Annotated in this window: 9 protein-coding genes; 4 read left to right on the top strand and 5 right to left on the bottom strand. The window is 72.7% G+C overall.

The window, feature by feature from the left end:
• Window positions 1-27: 27 nt before the first annotated feature.
• Window positions 28-2088 (bottom strand): galactose-binding domain-containing protein, encoded by a 2061-nt coding sequence (locus tag ACZ5SK_RS03370; RefSeq protein WP_334582932.1) that lies wholly within the window; start codon window positions 2086-2088, stop codon window positions 28-30.
• Between the two features lie 279 nt (window positions 2089-2367).
• On the opposite strand from ACZ5SK_RS03370, the gene ACZ5SK_RS03365 reads away from it, so the two are divergent.
• Window positions 2368-4407: a flavin monoamine oxidase family protein gene (locus tag ACZ5SK_RS03365; RefSeq protein WP_468417507.1), complete on the top strand. Its 2040-nt coding sequence runs from the start codon at window positions 2368-2370 to the stop codon at window positions 4405-4407.
• A gap of 108 nt (window positions 4408-4515) precedes the next feature.
• A complete protein-coding gene (locus tag ACZ5SK_RS03360; protein ID WP_334583806.1) occupies window positions 4516-5457 on the top strand; it encodes a TIGR01777 family oxidoreductase in 942 nt (313 codons plus the stop codon).
• A gap of 165 nt (window positions 5458-5622) precedes the next feature.
• On the opposite strand, the gene ACZ5SK_RS03355 is transcribed toward ACZ5SK_RS03360, so the two are convergent.
• The 4 genes from ACZ5SK_RS03355 to ACZ5SK_RS03340 form a co-directional block, all read right to left on the bottom strand.
• Window positions 5623-6561, bottom strand: a complete 939-nt coding sequence (locus tag ACZ5SK_RS03355; protein ID WP_334582934.1) for a helix-turn-helix domain-containing protein — start codon at window positions 6559-6561, stop codon at window positions 5623-5625.
• A 113-nt stretch (window positions 6562-6674) separates the two neighbouring features.
• Window positions 6675-8600: an AfsR/SARP family transcriptional regulator gene (locus ACZ5SK_RS03350; protein WP_361704314.1), complete on the bottom strand. Its 1926-nt coding sequence runs from the start codon at window positions 8598-8600 to the stop codon at window positions 6675-6677.
• Window positions 8590-11496: an AfsR/SARP family transcriptional regulator gene (locus tag ACZ5SK_RS03345; protein ID WP_361704317.1), complete on the bottom strand. Its 2907-nt coding sequence runs from the start codon at window positions 11494-11496 to the stop codon at window positions 8590-8592. Before ACZ5SK_RS03345 ends, ACZ5SK_RS03350 begins: the two co-directional genes overlap by 11 nt.
• 165 nt (window positions 11497-11661) lie before the next feature.
• On the bottom strand, window positions 11662-11955 hold the full coding sequence (locus tag ACZ5SK_RS03340; RefSeq protein ID WP_334582937.1) for a DUF6355 family natural product biosynthesis protein: 294 nt from the start codon (window positions 11953-11955) through the stop codon (window positions 11662-11664).
• 334 nt (window positions 11956-12289) lie between these two features.
• Here ACZ5SK_RS03340 and ACZ5SK_RS03335 point away from each other — a divergent pair, with 334 nt between their 5' ends.
• Together ACZ5SK_RS03335 and ACZ5SK_RS03330 are read left to right on the top strand one after the other, a co-directional pair.
• Window positions 12290-13012, top strand: a complete 723-nt coding sequence (locus ACZ5SK_RS03335; protein WP_468575235.1) for a hypothetical protein — start codon at window positions 12290-12292, stop codon at window positions 13010-13012.
• A gap of 157 nt (window positions 13013-13169) precedes the next feature.
• A complete protein-coding gene (locus ACZ5SK_RS03330) occupies window positions 13170-14768 on the top strand; it encodes a hypothetical protein (RefSeq protein ID WP_361704323.1) in 1599 nt (532 codons plus the stop codon).
• The last annotated feature ends 71 nt before the right edge of the window (window positions 14769-14839 follow it).

Genomic DNA, 14839 nt, shown 5'->3' with positions numbered 1-14839 from the left:
CGGGGGCGCCGCCCCGCTCTTCGTGCGTCAGGCGCTGTGCACGCCCACGTCGTACAGCGAGTACCCCCAGTCCGTGCCGCGGCCGAGGCCGTGGACCCGGACGTAGCGGGCCGGGGTGCCGGTGAACCTGGCCGTGTCCAGGCCGCCGTCGCCGGAGGTGGTGGACCAGGCGGTCGTCCAGTTCGTGCCGTCGGTGGAGAGTTCGACGCGGTACGACGCGCCGTAGGCGCGCTCCCAGTCGAGGGTGACGCGGGAGACCAGGTTGGTGGAGCCCAGGTCGACCTGCCACCACTGGTCGTCACTCCAGTCACTGGCCCAGCGGCTGTCCTCGTCGCCGTCCACGGCCCGGCCGGGCTGGTAGCTGGTGAACGGGTTGGACTCGGAGGAACTGGCCGTGGCCGTCCGCCCCTTGGCGAGATCGACCGAGGCCTGGTGCTGCTCGGTCGAGCCCCAGGTGTCGAGGTAGGACTCGGCGCCCCGGAAGAGGTCGTTCACCACGTCCTGGCCGCCGACGCGCCGGATGTCCTCGATCCAGTCCGGGATCATCCCGACCTGGGCGCCGCCGTCGGTGTTGAAGTCGAAGGTGCGCTGCCCGACGGTCTGTCTGTCGATGACGGAGCCGCCGTCGACGCTCTTGAAGGGGTACGTCACCTTGTTCGCGGCGTCCGCGCCGCGCGGGGCGGGGTGGTCGCCGATGCCGTTGAAGTCGGTGCCGAAGCCGTAGCCGACCTTGTACTTGTCGCGCAGCGCGGCCGTGCGCTTCGCCTCGGCGGCGAACGCCTGCGAGCCGTGCATGTACTGGGCGACGAAACCGCCCAGCGAGTAGACCCGCTCGGTCCAGTTGAGGTCCATCCAGCTGTGCGAGGACAGGACGCCGGGATAGGACGCGGCCTCGAAGATGTCGAGCGCCTGGCCGGTGGCCTTGACGCTCATGTGGTCGATCTCCAGCATCATCCTGCGCTGCATCATGCCGCGCACCGCGTACTCGCCGAGCGAGGTGAGCCCCCGGGTGTTGCACTGCGCGTCCGCGTCGTACGAGGGGACCTCCGTGCCCGCCGGCAGGTCCGACTCCGCCGCGGAGGCCGCGGTGCCGATGGGGTTGTCGTGCTGGGGGCCGGTGCACTTCTCGGTCTGCCAGAAGGTGCCGGTCGACAGGAACTGCCCGACGTTGATGGCCGTTCCGAGGCCGCCCTCGTCGAAGCGGACGCCGCACAGCGCGTTGTCGAACTTGTGGCACAGGAACATGCTGCGCACGCCCAGCCCGTACAGCTCGTCCAGGCCCTTGTCGATGTCGGACCTGCTGCACTGCGCGATGTCCAGGATCTGCTTGCAGCCGAAGGGCTCGGAGGTCTCGACGCCCAGGACGACGGCGAGCTTGCCCTGCTTGACGACCTCACGCGCCTGCGCGCTGTCGAGGACGATCCGGAACCAGCCCTTTCCGGTGCCGCCGTACTGCTTGTCGATGTAGGCCTGAAGGTCGTAGGCGAGCTTCGCCTGCAACCTGATCGAGGTCATCTCGTCGCAGCTGCGGTCCTTGAACGGGTAGACGGAGCAGATCATGCCGTTGGTGACGAGGTCGTTGACGAGCACCCGCTGTCCGCCGCGCCAGGCCCGCTCGACCCACGCGTAGTAGTTGGCCTGGTGGGTCATCGAGTCGTAGGCCGGCCAGTCCTTGAAGGTCGGCCAGCCGACCGGGTCGTGCTTGCCGTCGCCGCCGTGGGTGATGTAGTCGAAGATCGCGAGCGTGCCGTCGGGGTAGTGCTCGGGACAGTCCTTGAGGGCGTCGGCGACGCCCGCCTCGGAGAACACCTTGCCGCAGATCAGCCGCCCGCCGAAGGCCTCGTTGGAGAACAGGTGGTTGTGCGCGTCGACGAACCCGCGCACCTGCCCGGCGGAGTCGGTCCCGGTGAACGGCTCGCCCGTGACGTTGATCCCGGAGTCGGGGGCCGGCCTGGCCGTCGGCGTCCACCAGTCCGCGCCGGCCGCCGAACTCGGCGTGGGACCGAGGATCGTGGCGAGCACGAGGAGGAGCAGGGAAACGACGGTGACGTCTCGGCGTCTGCGGTACGGGCGTCCGGTCAGGGTCACAGCCTACGTCCCTCGGTCGACGGAAGGCGCGGTCGACGAAGGCGTTCTGACTGCCCCATGAAATTGTCATGACCGGCGCAAGATGGTGGGACGAGGATCGCGACCGACTCCGCTGCGAGTCAATAGTCCGGCACGCTTGACCTGATAAGTGCGGGCGCCCGGCGTAAACCCCCTGAGCCCATCTGCCGGTTGCACAGCGGAAGTCGATGCGCTTACACGTTCAGGTGATGATCCCCCGGAGTGGCCCACCACCCCCGATCCGGCCCGTATCCAGGGCATATGGACACTTCGCGTGCATCTGTAGACCCCACTCCCGCAGACCCCGCAGACCCCGCCCACTCCTCGTCCCCGGACTCCGGCTCGCTCTCCCGCCGGCGGTTCACCGCGGCCACGGCCACGACCGCCGCAGCGCTCACCGTCGCGGCCCCGGCCACGGCCGTTCCCCGGCAACCCGCCTGTCCCCCGAAGTCCACCGCCGACTGGGCGACCTGCCTGGCGGTCGCCCGAGCGCTCCTCGTGGTCGACGAGGACGACCGGCCGCTCGTGCCGCGCTACAAGAAGGTCCTCGACGGCGGCCTGCCACGGGCGAGGACGAAGACCGCCAAGAAGGTGCTCGTGATCGGCGCCGGGCCCGCCGGACTGGTGTCCGCCTGGCTGCTGAAGCGCGCCGGGCACCACGTCACCCTCGTGGAGGCCAACGGCAACCGGGTCGGCGGCCGCATCAAGACGTTCCGCACCGGCGGACACGAGCACGCGGCGCAGGCGTTCGCCGACCCGGCACAGTACGCGGAGGCGGGCGCCATGCGGCTGCCCGGCAGCCACCCGCTGGTGATGGGCCTGATCGACCAACTGGGCGTCAAGAAGCGCCGGTTCCATCTCGTGGACGTCGACGCGGACGGCAAGCCCGTCAACAACGCCTGGCTGCACGTCAACGGCATCCGGATGCGCCGCTCCGAGTACGCGAAGTCCCCGCGCAGGGTCAACCGGTCCTTCGGCGTGCCCCGCGCGTTCTGGGACACCCCGTCCGGGACCATCCTGCGCGAGGCGCTGGACCCCGTGCGCAACGAGTTCAGCACCGTCGGCCCCGACGGCAAGCGGGTCGACAAGCCGCTGCCGGAGCGGGTGCGCGGGTGGGCGCGGGTGGTGCAGCGGTTCGGGGACTGGTCGATGTACCGGTTCCTGACCGAGGAGGCGGGCCTCGACGAACGGACCATCGACCTGGTCGGCACGCTGGAGAACCTCACCTCCCGACTGCCGCTGTCGTTCATCCACAGCTTCATCAGCGCCTCGCTGATCAGCCCGGACACCGAGTTCTGGGAGCTGGTCGGCGGTACGGCCACCCTCCCGGACGCGCTGCTGAAGGAGGTCGCCGACGTGCTGCGGCTCGACCGGCGTGCCACGCACATCGAGTACTGGGCGCCGGACCGGCAGGGCAACGACAACACCTCGCACGTGCACGCCGACGGCCCGCACGTGTGGATCGACACCGTGTCCGAGGGGCGCGGCAGCCCGGTGGTGCGCGAGGAGTTCACCGCCGACGTCGCGATCGTCACGGTGCCGTTCTCGGGGCTGCGGCAGGTGCAGGTCAGCCCGCTGATGTCGTACAAGAAGCGGCGGGCCGTCGCGGAGCTGCACTACGACAGCGCGACGAAGGTGCTGCTGGAGTTCAGCCGCCGCTGGTGGGAGTTCACCGAGGACGACTGGAAGCGTGAACTGAAGGCCGTACGGCCGGGGTTGTACGAGGAGTACCGGTCGGGGAAGGCGCCGACCGACGGGAGTCTGCTGGGCGTGCACCCGTCGGTGCCGTCCGGCCACATCACGCCGGGGCAGCGGGTGCACTACGCCGCCAACCGGTGGGCCACCCGTGATCAGCCCGAGGCGGCGCACATCGTGGGCGGGGGCTCGGTCTCCGACAACTCCAACCGGTTCATGATCAACCCGTCGCATCCGGTCGCCGGCAGCGAGGGCGGTGTCGTCCTCGCCTCCTACAGCTGGGCCGACGACGCCTCCCGCTGGGACTCCCTGGACGACGACGCACGCTACCCGCACGCCCTGCGCGGACTGCAGCAGGTCTACGGCCAGCGCGTCGAGGTGTTCTACACGGGCGCGGGCCGCACCCAGAGCTGGCTGCGTGACCCGTACGCCTACGGGGAGGCGTCCGTGCTGCTCCCCGGCCAGCACACGGAGCTGCTGACCGCCATCCGCACGGTCGAGGGCCCGTTGCACTTCGCGGGCGACCACACCTCGGTCAAGCCGTCGTGGATCGAGGGCGCGCTGGAGTCGGGGGTGCGGGCGGCGCTGGAGGCGCATCTGGCCTGAGGGGCGGGGGCCCGGACCCGGGGACTCCGGGCGCCGAGAACCCGAAGAGTTTTGAACGCGTTCAAATAAGGGGTATGGTCCTCTTCCGACAGGGAGGGGACCATGCCCATGAAGATCGTGCTGCCCGGCGGGACCGGACAGGTGGGAACCGTTCTGCGCCGCGCGCTCACCGCGGCCGGACACGAGGTAGTGGTGCTGAGCAGGCGGCCCACGGGCCGGGGCGAGGTCGCGTGGGACGGCAGGACCCTCGACCCCTGGACGGAGGCGATCGACGGCAGTGACGTCGTGGTCAACCTGGCCGGCCGCAGCGTCAGCTGTCGCTACACCCCCGTCAACCTGAAGGCCATGATGGACTCGCGGGTGGATTCGGCCCGGGTCGTGGGCGAGGCGATCGCCGCCGCCGCACGGCCGCCGGGGGTCTGGCTGCAGATGAGCACCGCCACCGTCTACGCCCACCGGTTCGACGCCCCGAACGACGAGGCCACCGGCGTGATCGGCGGCAGCGAATCCGGCGTCCCGGGCTACTGGGGCTACAGCGTCGACATCGCGACCGCCTGGGAGCGGGAACAGGATCAGGCCGACACGCCGCACACCCGCAAGGTGGCACTGCGCTCGGCAATGGTGATGAGCCCGGACCGGGGCGGGGTGTTCGACGTCCTGCTGCGGCTGGCCCGGCTCGGGCTGGGCGGCCCGGTCGCCGGCGGCGCGCAGTACGTGTCGTGGATCCACGACCACGACTTCGTCCGCGCCGTCGAGTTCCTCGTCGCCCGCGACGACCTCGCCGGACCGGTGAACCTGGCCGCGCCCGCCCCCCTCCCCCATCGTGCCTTCATGCGCGCCCTGCGCCGCGCGTGGGGTGTCCCGGTCGGCCTGCCCGCCACGAAGTGGATGGCCGAACTCGGCGCCTTCGCGCTGCGCTCGGACACCGAACTGCTCCTCAAGAGCCGCCGCGTCGTCCCCGGCCGTCTGCTCGACGCCGGCTTCGCCTTCGAACACCCCGAATGGCCGGAGGCCGCCGCCGACCTCGTACGACGCGCGCGGATCCGCTGACGGCCCGCCGACCGCCCCCGGGCCGGTTCCTCTTGGTGGGGCCGACTTCCTCCGTGGCCCACCTGTGCACCACGCCTGTTCCGACAGTGCACGGGAAAGGGCGTGTGCCGAGGCCCGCGATTCCCGGCCCGCGCTTCACACCCCGTCACGCCACGTCACGCCCCGTCACACCCCGCCATGTCCTGCCATGTCCCGCCATTCGCGCGGGGACATGCCGTAGGCGGACCGGAAGACCCGGCTGAAGTGCGCGGCGCTCAGGAAGCCCCATCGGCCGGCCACGGCCGCGATGGTCCGGCTCCCCCGCCCGCTCCGCATCAGGTCGCGTCGGCACTCCTCCAGTCGGCGGCGCAGGATCCACCGGCCCACCGTGATGTCCTCCTCCTTGAACAGCTTGTGCAGATAGCGCACGGAGATGTGATGGGCGCGGGCGATGACCTCGGGGGAGAGGTCCGGGTCGGTCAGGTGCAGTTCGACGTACTCCATGATCCGCACCAGCAGCGGTGACCACCCGCCCGGCGTGCCCGGCGCCCCGGGCGCGCCCGCGCCCGTTCCCGCCCCCGTCTGCTCGGCGGCGAGGGTCGCCAGCAGGTTCACGGCGTTCCAGGCGAGCATCTCGCCGACCGGGGGCCCGGCCTCGGCCGCGGTGCGGGCCAGGTCGGACAGCAGCGGCGACAGCAGCGCGCCGAGCGGGGAGTCGCGGGCGACCGGCGTCCGCGCGATCCGGCCCGTGTCGTGCCGCGCGAGCCCCAGCAGCTCGCTCGGGACGAGGAACACCGTCGCCCGGCATCCCGCGGCGAAGTCCAGGGCAGGGGCGTGCCGGACGTCGTAGAAGCAGATGTCGCCGGGGGCGAGGTGGAGGGCGAGGGGCCGTGGGTCGCGAGCGGTGGCGCCGCCTCGCAGACCGACGAGGAGGTACTCGCCGCGGTCCTGGGCGAGGAGCCGGTGCGCGGGGTGCGGCCGGCCCTCCCCGGGCAGCCGTGCCGCGGTCCACCCGCTCTGCTCGCCGGTGAGGATCTCGACGCGCAGGGACGGGAGGCCAGAACGGCCGTTGGCACTCGGAACGTTGATGGTGGCGCTGCTGGTGGCGCTGCTGCTGGTGGGCATCTTCCGCCGTTGTCTCGGAGGGACGGGTCACTTGCCCGGACGGTAGGTCGGCGGATGTGCAAAAAGAGTGACAGTGGAGTGACAGCGCCTCCTCCCGTCCTCCCGCCGGCCTGTCAGTTCGCCGTGGGCCGCTCGTCCGTGGCGGCCAGTTCGGCGGCGAGGGCCCGCAGCAGGTGGTGCAGGGTGTAGCGGCCCGGCGCGGGCTCGGCGAGGAGGTGGGATTCGGCGAGGCGGGCGAGGAGCAGCCTGGTCCGGCGGACGGGCAGCCCGGTGAGTGCGGCGGCCGTCGCGGCGGTGAGGTCGGGTCCGGGGTGCCGAGGGAGCTGCCGGAACAGGCGCGCGGTGTCGTCCGGCAGCCGACGGTAGGAGCTCAGGAAGGCCGGGCGCAGGGCGGACAGCGCGTCGAGGCCGCCGTGGGCCTCGCGCAGTTCGGCGGCCGGCGCGGCGAGGGGGAGATCGGGTCGGCTGACGGCACGTGCGGCGACGTCGGCCAGCGCCAGGGGCAGCCGGGCGCACCGGGCGACGATCTCGTCGGCGGCCCCAGGTTCGGCGGCCACCCGCTCGGCGCCGATCCGCCCGGCCAGCAAGGCGCGCGCGTCCTCGGCGGACGGCGGCGCCAGGCGCAGCGGCCGGGCTCCCGAGGCGACCAGTCCGGGCAGGGCGTGGCGGCTGGTGACCAGCGCCAGACAGCCCGGCGCCACCGGCAGCAGCGGCCGCAGAGGTTCGCTGCCGACGGCGTCGTCGAGCACCACGAGGACCCGCCGGCCGGCGAGCAGGGTTCGATACATCCCGGTCAGGGCGTCCACGCCGTCCGGCATGCGTGACGTGGGCGCCCCGAGCGCCGCGAGCAGCCCGCGCAGCGCCTCGGCGCTCTCCACGGGGGGCCCGGCCGGGTCGAAGCCGCGCAACGCCACGTACAGCAGCCCGTCCGGGAAGCGGTCGGCGGCCCGGTGCGCCCAGTGCAGGGCGAGGGCGCTCTTGCCGACACCCGCCATCCCACCGACCACCACGATCTTCGCACCGCCACCGCCACCGCCACCGCCACCGCCACCGCCACCGCCGGCGCGACCGCCACCGCCACCGCCGGCGCCACCGGCTTCGGCGTCCAGCCACGCCAACTCGGCTGCCCGCCCGACGAAGGCGGGGGGAGGCGGGGGCAGGCGGGCGCTCCCGGAGTCGGCGGCTCCGGTGTCGAGACGCCCGGCCGCGGCCGGCGCGGGGGCGGTGGCCGCGGTCGCCCTGCCCGCCTCCACGGCCTCCCGTCGGCGGCCCACCTCCTGACGCAGTACGCGCGTGTGTGCCGCGGCCAGTTCGGCGCCGGGGGCGATGCCCAGGTCCCGCTGGAGGCGTCGGCGTACGTCCTCGTACGTGCGCAGGGCCTCCGCCTGCAGTCCACAGGCGGCCAGGACCAGCACCAGTCCGGCGTGCAGCGACTCGTCCAGGGGGTCGTGCGCGGCGGCGCGGCGCAGGGCGGGCAGGACCTGCTCGGCGCGTCCGCACAACAGCGCCGCGTCCGCCGCCGGCCGGGCCGTGTCCAGGAGTTCGCGTTGGAGGGCCGTGAACCGGACGTGCTCGCGCACGGACGCGGGGATCCCCATCGCCACCTGCCCGCGCCACTCCCCCAGTGCCAGGGCGAACGCCCGGGCCGCGGTCTCGGGTCGCCCGGTGGCGGCCGCCCGTCTGCCCTGCCGGGTCAGGTCGCGAAAGCGCAGCAGGTCGACCTCGTCGGTGGCCGCGTCCAGGAGGTAGCCGCCGGTACGGCGCAGCAGGCGCCGGCCGGGAGCGCGGGGCGGCAACCCGGGTTCCAGCAGCCGCCGCAGCGCGCCGGCGTAACGCCGCACCACGTTCGGCGCGCTGGCGGGCGGCCGCTCGGCCCACAGCACGTCGAGGATCTCGCTCGTCGGCACGGGCCGGCCGGCCTGCGTCAGGAGCAGGGCGAGCAGGGCTCGTTGCTGGGGGAAGCCGACGTCGAGCTCCAGTCCCTCGCGCCACACCCGTACGGGCCCCAGGACCTCGAATCGCAGCGCCTCACCCGGCACCGAGGTGACCGTCCGGTGCGTTCAGCCGCGCCTCGACCCGCTCGGCGTCGGGGTGGTTCAGGGTCTTGAAGAGGGTGAGGGCCTCTCGCCAGGCGGTGCGGGCGCCTTCGTGGTCACCGGTGGCGAGGTGGGTGTCGCCGAGCCGGACGAGGGTCTCGGCCTCGACGTAGGGCACGCCCAGGTTCCGCAGCAGGGCGAGGGCGTTGCGGTAGCCGAGGAGGGCGTGCGGGTGGCGGCCGAGGTGGTGGTGGGCGTAGGCGATGCTGTCCCAGGTGGCGGCCTGGCCGTAGCGGTCGCCGAGTTCCTGGAGCATGGCGAGGGCTTCGAAGCAGTGTGTCAGCGCCTGCCGGTACTCCCCGAGCAGGGCGTGGTACCAGCCGACCGAGTTCAGGACGCCGGCCTGCGCGGCACGGTCGTCGAGGGCGCGGAACAGGGCGAGGGCGCGCTGGTTGTGCCGCAGGGCGCCGGGCAGGTCGCCCCGTTGCTCGCTCTCCCACCCGAGGCTGCGGTGGGTGTGGGCGCGGCCGGTGTCGTCGCCGAGCCCGGTGAAGAGTTCCAGGGCCTGCTCCAGCCGGGGAACGGACCGGGAGTGCAGCCCGAGCCGGCCCTCCACCCGGCCCAGTCCGCGCAGGCCGCGGGCCTCCAGCGCGGGGTCGGCGAGCCGTCGGGCGGCATCCAGCGCGGTGCGCTGCACGGTCAGTCCGTCGTGCCAGTGGCCGCGCCGGTCGAAGAACGGCTCCAGGGACCAGGCCAGTTGGCAGGCGAGACGTTCCTGCACCGGCTGCCGGGACGCGGCGGCCGTGTCGACCACGGCGAGCAGTACGGCGTGTTCGGCGGTGAGCCAGGCCAGGGCGCGGTCGTCGTCGGCGAGGGGTTCGGGGTGCACGCCCTCGGGCGCGGGCGGCGGGGGCAGCGGGTCGGCGTTGGGCGCGAGGAGCCGGTCGGCGGCGTGGGCGGTGTGCAGGTAGTGGTGGTGGAGCCGGTGCAGGGCCGTCTGCCGGTCGGTCTCGGTGTGCTGCTCGTGGACGAGTTCGCCGGCGTGGGCGCGCAGCAGGTCGTGGAAGGCGTAGCGGGCGGGACTGTGCTCGGTGACGAGGTGCAGCCCGGTCAGCTCGGCCAGCAGCGGCCGGGCCCGGCGCACGGGCAGGCCCGCCAGGGCGGCCGCGGCCGGGAGGGTGAAGTCGGGGCCGGGGTGCAGGGCGAGCAGCCGGAACAGCCGGGCGGCCGCGGCCGAGACCGCGCGCGAGGACCAGGAGAAGACCGTGCCGACGTCGACGGAGGCGTCGGAGCGGGCGAAGGCGTCGAGGCTGCCGTGGGCCTCGCGCAGTTCGGCGGCCACGGCGGCGAGGGGGAAGTGGGGGTGGACGGCGGCGCGGGCGGCGACGCAGGCGAGGGCGAGGGGCAGCCCGGCGCACAGTTCGCCTATCTCGTCGGCCGCTCCGGGCTCGGCCGCGACCCGGTCGGCGCCCAGGCGGCCGACGAGGAAGGCCCGCGCCTGACCGGCGTCGAACGGACGCAGGGTCAGGGGGTGGGCGCCGTGGCCGGCGACGAGCCCCGGGAGTGCGTCGCGGCTGGTGACGATGGCGAGGCAGCCGGGCGAGCCGGGCAGCAGCGGCCGCACCTGCTCGGTGTCGCGGGCGTTGTCCAGCACGACCAGGACGCGTCGGCCGGCGAGCATGCTGCGGTAGAGCGCGCTCTGTGCGTCGACCCCGTGCGGGACGCGTTCCGGCGGCACACCGAGCGCGTCGAGGAACCCCCGGACGGCCTCCCCCGGTTCCATGACGGCGCCGGACGGGTCGAAGCCTCGCAGGTTGACGTAGAGCTGCCCGTCGGGGAACCGCTCGGCCACCCGGTGCGCCCAGTGCACCGCGAGGGTGGTCTTGCCCACACCGGCCATACCGCCGATGGCGCTGATCACCACGGTCCGGGGCAGTGCCACGTCCGCGCCGAACATCCCGAGCACCTCGTCGAGTTCGGCGCGACGACCGGTGAATCCCGGGATGTCGTGCGGTAGTTGGGCGGGCGGAGGGAGCGCGGTGAGCGGCCCGGCGGGCCCGGGGGGTTCGCCCGAGGACGCGGAAGTCCCCCCGGTGCCGGCGCGCATGTCCGCCACCTCGGACGCGCCCGTCGGAGGCGTCCCCCGCAGGACCGTGTCCCGCGCATGGCGCAGTTCCGGCCCGGGGTCGATCCCCAACTCCTCGGCCAGCCGCGCCCGTACGGTCTCGTACGCGGCCAGTGCCTCCAAGCGGTGACCGGCCGCCGCGAGCGCGGCGACAGTTGCGGCCTGGAGGGGTTCGTCCAACGGGTGCCGGGCGGCGGCCTGTCGCAGCTCGGGCAGGACCGCGCCGGGCGTTCCGGCGCGCAGTGCCGCGTCCGCCGCTTCCCGCATCGCGGCGAGCCGCTCGCGGTCCACCGCGTCGAACGCCGGGTGGGTGCGGACCTGCGCGGGGAGTCCGTCGGCGACCGGCCCTCGCCACAACGACAGGGCCTCGGTGAGGAGTTCGAGGGCCCGTGCGGGCGACCGTTCCACGCTCCGGCGTCCCTCGTCCCGCAGTGCGCGAAACCTCGGCAGATCCGAGGAGTCGCCGTCGGTCGACAGCCGGTAGCCTCCCGCGTCCCGTACCAGCCAGCGGCCCGCCGCACGGGCGGGGAGGCCGGGCTCCAACAGTCGGCGCAGCGAACCGACATGCCGTCGGACGACGTTGACCGCGCTGTGCGGCGGAGCCGCTCCCCACAGCACGTCGACGATCTCGCCGAGGGCGACCGGCTGGCCGGCCCCGACCAGCAGCAGGGCGAGGAAGGCACGTTCCTGCGGCCCGCCGAGGTCGAGTTCCACGTCCCCCCGCCACACCCGCACGGCCCCCAGGACCGCGAACCGCACCGGCTCCAGCGGCACGCCGGCCCCCTTCAGGTCTTCCGTCTCCGAGCTTTCCCCCGCCCTCGACTCTACGTCACGGAAAACACACAACCTAGGAGCACTAGCATTCAGCCTATGACCATTGGCTGCCGGGGTCCGGGACGGCTTCGTCCCGGACCCCGGCAGCCGCTGGGTGAGCGCCTGTCAGCAGGTGCGGCCGGTGTAGTGGGCGCCCTGGATCTTGCGGGCCGAGCCCAGCCAGGTCGTGCCGGGACCGACGCACCACTCGTAGTCGGGCGCCAGGGCGACCTCGACCTTGATGACCACATGTGAGCCGTCGGACGTGCAGTGGTTGTAGAAGGCGTCGGAACCGGTCTCGTAGAAGCCGCACGGGTTCGCGGCCGCGGGGCTCGTGGCGGCGGCGGTCACCGCGCCCAGAGAGGCGAGCACGAGTGCGACGGAACCGAGGGTGCTGAGCACCGTACGACGAACACTCACAGCAGAACTCCTTGCCGAATATGAGGCATCAGGGCCGGATACGAGGCATGCGGGCAGATCCCGGATGCCTGCCTCAGGATCGTGGCGTTCCCCTCGAAGGTGACCGGATGCCGCGCCTCTTCACCCCGGGAATCGTTTTGGCTCTGCGCCATTGGAGTGATTCCCCGAGAGGGGCGAATCGGGGGCGCGGATCGTGGGCAGCGCGGGCCGGTTCACCCGGGTGAGCGCCTCGAGTGGTGGCGGCGGGACTACTGCCTGACGGTGGATCACGTCGGGCCGGGTCACGTCAGCTGACGAAGTGTCGGCTGCCCGGTCGTGACGGAAGGACCATCAGATGCGTTCTGCTCGCATGATTCTGGCCACCGCGGCGGCCACGGCCGCCATCGCCATCGGCGCCCCCGGCGTCCACGCCGCCGACGGGGACCGGGACCACGACTCCTCTTCGTACAGCAAGGAGGACGACTCCTCGTACAGCAAGGGAGACGAATCCTCCTCCAGCAAGGGGGACGAATCCTCCCACGGCAAGGGGGACGAATCCTCCTACGGCGACGACGAGGACTCCTCGCACGGCAAGGACGAGGACTCCGAGCACGGCAAGGGCGAGGACTCGGACCACGGCAAGGGCGAGGACTCGGACCACGGCAAGGGCGAGGACTCGGACCACGGCAAGGGCGAGGACTCGGACCACGGCAAGGAGCACGGCAAGGAGCACGGCAAGGGGGAGCACGAGAGCCCGCACGGCGGCATGCACACCGGCGGCGGCGCGCTGGCCCTGCTGAACGACAACAGCGACCGCGGCGCGAAGGACCCGAAGTACGACCCCGAGACCTACAAGGACCACGACAGCGATCACGGCAAGGACGACTCCGGGAAGGGTGACAAGGAGGAGTCGGGCGGCTGGAGCAAGGAGCACGACAAGCCCAGCGGCGGCATGCACACCGGCGGCGGCGCCCTCGCCACGCCTTCGGTGTCCGCGGCCGGTCTCGGCATCCTCGCCGTCGCCGGCACCGGCTTCTACGCCCTGCGCCGCAAGAAGACGGTGGGAGGTGTGGCCTGACCCATGCCTGATGCGATAGCAGCCGCGGCCGCCACCTCTGCCCCCGGTGGCGGCCCGGCCGGCTTCCCGCCCTCGCCGCCTCTGTCGGAGGCGCCCTCTTCGCCCGTACACTGACAAATCAGCGGTGTGCGGGCGAAGTTGACCGGGGGGAGCCACCATGTCGGGGGACCAGTACGACAGATACGACAACACCGGCGGTTACAACACCGGCGGTTACGACACGTTCCATGTCCCGCCCATGCCCGCGGCCCCGCCGCCGGCCCCGGCGGACGGTGTGCGGGCGGTCGCGGTGGCCGTGCTCAACCTCAGCGGTCTGGGCCTGGGCTACGCGCTGATGCGCCGCCGGGCCCTCACGGTGCTGTGCTGGATCGCCACCGCCGTCCTGCTGTTCGTGGCACTGCCGGCCGACCCGGACGGCGTCCCGGTCTTCGCGCTCGTGGTGTACGTCGGGTTCCTCGTGGCGGTGGCGGCACACGGTGCGCGCCTGGGCCTGCGCACCCCGCTGGCCGGGCTCCGGCAGGCGCCGCTCGCGCTCGGACTCGGACTGCTCCTGCTCGTCGTGCCGGCCGGGGGTGTCGTGCTCTACGACGACGCCCGGGACGAGGCGACGCAGCAGATGCTCCTCGACCGGCTCGACGAGGCCGGCCGGCTGGTGCAGGCCGCCGGAGAGAAGCCCTTCTCCACCGCCCAGGCCGACTACCGCAAGGCGCTGGGGGCCTACGCGGACCTCAGGGCCGACCATCCCGGGTCCCGGGCGGCCGAGCGGGTGCCCGCGCGGATGAAGACCTTCTACACGACGGTCGGCGCCACCTTCGAGCAGGGCAACTACTGCCAGGCGATAGAGCCGTTGACGTATCTGCGCACGGTCCCCAAGAGCCTGCCCGACACGGACCTCGGAGAGCTGACGTCCTGGCCCGACGACCGCCTGGCCACCTCGCTGTACGAGTGCGCGTCGACGGCGCTCGCAGCAGGCGGGGACACCTGGGCCGCGCAGTTCGGGAAGCTGCTGACCACGTTCCCCGAGTCGGCGCAGGCCGCGAAGGCCGAGCCGGCGGTGGCAGCCGCCGTCGTCCGGGCGGAGAAGGACCTGCGTGGCGCGGAACCGTGCTCGGCGGTCGAGCGGCTGCGCACGCTCGGCTCGCAGATCGTCGCCGTGCCGTCGGAGCGGGCGGAGGTCGGCGCCGCTCTCGACAAGGACGCCCGGCGGGCGGACGCGAGCGCCGACAACGGCACGTACACGTGTGGCGTGGACCAGTACCGGGACGGCGACTTCAAGTCGGCGCAGACGACGATGACCGAGTGGGCCTCCGGCCACAAGGCCGCCAAGAACGCGGCCCTGGCGAAGAAGTTCGCGATAGCGGCGGAGATCGCCCAGACGGTCCCGGCCGCCGGCAAGACGCTGCCGACGACCCGGCAGGGCGGCAGCATCTCGGTGACGGTGCAGAACGACAGCCCCGACGAGATCACCGTCCTCTACACCGGACCGGTCACCGGCAGCTTCACCCTCAAGGGGTGCGGCAGTTGCAAGGCGTACTCCATGATCAGCACCATCACGCGGGGTTTCGAGCCCTGCAGCGACAGCGGCAAGAACTATCCGGAGCGCACCATCAGCCTGCCGGTCGGCACCGTGTACTTCCTGCACAAGCCGATGAACGACAGCCTCGCCTCGCCCGCCTCGGACACGGCGAAACTCGAATCGGGCTACATCTACACGGAATGCGCCTACACGACGCAGAGCCTGGGGACGACTTCCTGAACGGGGTGTGAAAGAGGGGGGAATTCCGGCCGCTGAATTTCCGTCAGCAGGCGAATGTGTCACCTGTGGGG

The sequence above is a fragment of the Streptomyces sp. NPDC031474 genome, from assembly GCF_055581185.1.
The sequence above is the reverse complement of the archived record's forward strand: the minus strand, read 5'-3'. Positions and strand labels throughout refer to the sequence as shown.

Coding starts and splice junctions, on each gene's coding strand:
- ACZ5SK_RS03365 (WP_468417507.1), top strand. CDS start 2,368: ATGGACACTTCGCGTGCATCTGTAGACCCCACTCCCGCAGACCCCGCA.
- ACZ5SK_RS03360 (WP_334583806.1), top strand. CDS start 4,516: ATGAAGATCGTGCTGCCCGGCGGGACCGGACAGGTGGGAACCGTTCTG.
- ACZ5SK_RS03355 (WP_334582934.1), bottom strand. CDS start 6,561: ATGCCCACCAGCAGCAGCGCCACCAGCAGCGCCACCATCAACGTTCCG.
- ACZ5SK_RS03335 (WP_468575235.1), top strand. CDS start 12,290: ATGCGTTCTGCTCGCATGATTCTGGCCACCGCGGCGGCCACGGCCGCC.
- ACZ5SK_RS03330 (WP_361704323.1), top strand. CDS start 13,170: ATGTCGGGGGACCAGTACGACAGATACGACAACACCGGCGGTTACAAC.